The organism is bacterium, assembly GCA_040753555.1.
GTDB lineage: Bacteria > UBA9089 > UBA9088 > UBA9088 > UBA9088 > JBFLYE01.
Genome location: JBFMDZ010000232.1, coordinates 1 through 2,907, shown reverse-complemented (window position 1 = coordinate 2,907; position 2,907 = coordinate 1). Strand labels below are relative to the sequence as shown.

At 37.2% G+C, this 2,907-nt stretch carries 4 protein-coding genes; 1 reads left to right on the top strand and 3 read right to left on the bottom strand.

Translation table 11 applies throughout. From position 1 onward, the window contains the following. The 3 genes from AB1630_11815 to AB1630_11805 all read right to left on the bottom strand — a co-directional run. Positions 1-338, bottom strand: a 338-nt coding sequence (locus AB1630_11815) for a hypothetical protein (protein ID MEW6104478.1), incomplete at its 3' end; no start/stop codon positions are given. Between the two features lie 435 nt (positions 339-773). Next, positions 774-1,049 carry a DUF5647 family protein gene (locus tag AB1630_11810; protein MEW6104477.1) on the bottom strand — a complete coding sequence of 92 codons (276 nt, stop codon included), beginning with the start codon at positions 1,047-1,049 and terminating at the stop codon, positions 774-776. Continuing rightward, positions 1,046-1,360, bottom strand: coding sequence for a hypothetical protein (locus AB1630_11805; protein ID MEW6104476.1), 315 nt, complete (start codon positions 1,358-1,360; stop codon positions 1,046-1,048). The genes AB1630_11810 and AB1630_11805 overlap by 4 nt, the downstream gene beginning before the upstream one ends. Before the next feature lie 423 nt (positions 1,361-1,783). Between AB1630_11805 and AB1630_11800 the strand changes: the two genes are divergently transcribed. Next, a complete protein-coding gene (locus tag AB1630_11800; protein ID MEW6104475.1) occupies positions 1,784-2,437 on the top strand; it encodes a DUF6338 family protein in 654 nt (217 codons plus the stop codon). The last annotated feature ends 470 nt before the right edge of the window (positions 2,438-2,907 follow it).

Genomic DNA, 2,907 nt, shown 5'->3' with positions numbered 1-2,907 from the left:
GAGGCAGAATAATCAAGCTCGGGTATCTGGCCATCGTGATAATGGATAAAGTTATACCCCAGACTTATCCTTATATCTTTTTCTGGTTTATAACCCAGTTCTAAAAATGGACTTACCTTATAGTCATTGCTCTTATCCTGAGAAAGAAGCCTTATTCCAGTGCCAAGATCAACCTTATCAGAGAGGTCATAATTTGCCTGCATACTCATCAGGGAAACCTGTGAGGTAATCTCATCATAGCTTATCTTCCTGATAGCATACTTGCCAAATATGGCTAACTTCTTGGTTAGGTCATAAACTGTCTCAAAGCTACCGGTAATATTCCTTAAATCCTGCATCTCACACTTTGCCAAGAAATTTAATCTATCACTATAAGGAGGTCTATAGGCTAAAGCGATGAGTATTTTAGAGTCTAAAGAAAAAGTAGTGCGACCAGCCTTACCCCGATTAGCCTCGTAGCTATACTCACCATAAGTGCTTAAGCCAGAAGCAAATTCGCGCTGAATGTTTGCGATAAAGGAAAGGTCAGAGCTTGAAGAATGAGAAACATCCCCCTTGTCTTCTATACTACTTATATTATGACTGCATTTTACCTGGGTGTTTAAACCCTTAGTGGGTTGAAGGCTAAACTCTCCACCTACTTTGTCTTAAGCAAATAGTCATAAGAGCGCCTGTAATTAAAAGAAATAGAATTAGACCACTTTGGGCTAAGGTAAATATACCCAAACAAAATTGGTTTTCAAGTAAACGCTTACCTCCTTTTTGTTAATCTTTCAAACAGAGGCTATTTCTACTTTAGGTCTAACCAATCTGGATTTTCTTACGGGAGCAAGTTTTTTAACTTTCACAAACACCAGTGTCTGCTCTTTTTCTTTCCTTGCCTTTGCTATTTTAAGATTTTCTTCTGCCAGTTTCTGATCATATTCAGGTAGAATTACTACTATTGCATCCTTAGGTATACGCTTCTCAAGTTCAGGATGCTCTAAAACATACCTGTTAAACTCTGTGGTAAGCTCTAAATTTTTCTCAAATAGTTCCTGTTTGTTCATTGCTTCATCTCCTTTTCATATCTTTGACGATACCATTCCCAGTTTGACTTAATATCAAACTGGGCAAAGTTTAATGCCTCATTATAGTCCCAATAGGAAAGAGGCACTTTCTCTACTGAACCATCTGGATGCATCCTATCAAGATGCGTAAATCCATGGGCAGTATCATATCTAACGATAGGATACCACTTACCTTGGATAAAAGCCTCATATTGAACCGTGAACCCTGTAATTTTTCCCTTGATGCTAAAGTGATAATGTCTAATTCTATCATCAGATGTCAAAAATGCTATAAAACTTGTTTCACCCACTTTTCATTCTTTAAAAATAGCATAAAACAAAGTGTTTAGTCAAGGTATTTAATGAACTTATGTTGAATCTGTTTTCTGAAAGGAAGATGGTCTATACCCTTCTTCATAAGTTTATACATTACCTTCTCAAATCTTCTCAACCTTTAGACAGCATTTCCTTTAGAAACTTACCCTGTGTATGAACCATCGGTGGCAGATACTGCCTCTGGTGTTTAGCAAGCTACAATTCTTCCTCCCTCTTTCATTTTGCGTTTATTTCCCTTGACTTATTAGCTAAACACACAGGATAATTGAAATTTCTCCTTGACAGAATATTTTATTTATGCTACTCTATAAATAAAATAGACTAACTTATAATGCAGTAATATAAAACTGCCAATAGGCAGTATAATCTAAGGTTAGACGAAGGAGGATACTTTGGATATGAACATCACAGAGTTCACAATAAGACTTTTACTTCTTTTCTTTCCCGGCATAATCTGTGCTTATATTGTAGACGCATTTACAATACATAAACCCCGAGAGACATTTCTCTTCTTGCTCCAATCATTTGTTTTTGGATTGTCCTCATATTTTCTGTTTTGGGTTGTCCTCATTATATATAATTTCGTTGGTTCCAAACTCACTTTATGGTCCGTTAAATCAGAAGTTGTTTTCCTGAGAGCTTTGGCTGATTCCAAAGTTCATATTTCATATTCCGAAATAGTTTGGGTCTGCATTATTTCTGTTCTACTTGCAATTGTTATAACAATAATAACGACTTACAAGATTCACTTTAAAATCGTTCAATGGTTACGAATTACCAAGAAATTTGGAGAATTGGATGTTTGGGGATACACCTTCAACATGAAAGAAGTCAATTGGGTTACCGTTCGGGATATGGAAAAGGATTTGGCGTATGATGGATGGGTTCAATCCTTTTCGGATGACTCGAAAGATGCTGAATTGCTTCTTAGAGATGTTCGTGTATATCAGAATTCAAGCGGCGAATTCTTGTATCAGGTAGATATGATGTATATTTCGAGAAATCGTGATAACATTGCGATTGAAATAAGAAATATCTTTATTGATAGTTAAGAGACGAAAACTTAAAAATAAGGAGGAAGAAAATGAGTAATGAGAGTCAAACTTTGACACAACCGAGACGACTGAATGAGGGAACTGTAAAAAAGGGGGGAGTAAATCAACCTCCAAAAACTCCTCGTCCCCAACCCCCCTCTGGGCAACGCCCTAAGGAACCCTCATCTGGTGGCAAGAAAAATTAGCGGGAAAATAGCATTAAATTGTTATAGAATTCGGCTAACCAATCGCTTCCCCTGACCACGGCTATCGCTCGGGCAGGTGAGCTTAATCGTTATCTGCACCATCCCACTAACCTTACCACCAACCAAATTTTCCCGTTGTTTTTAGATAAAGGGAGGAGGCAGAATAATCAAGCTCGGGTATCTGGCCATCGTGATAATGGATAAAGTTATACCCCAGACTTATCCTTATATCTTTTTCTGGTTTATAACCCAGTTCTAAAAATGGACTTACCTTATAGTCAT

Excerpts from the sequence above, each read along its gene's own strand:
- AB1630_11810 (MEW6104477.1), bottom strand. The coding sequence starts at position 1,049 with ATGAACAAACAGGAACTATTTGAGAAAAATTTAGAGCTTACCACAGAG.
- AB1630_11800 (MEW6104475.1), top strand. The coding sequence starts at position 1,784 with ATGAACATCACAGAGTTCACAATAAGACTTTTACTTCTTTTCTTTCCC.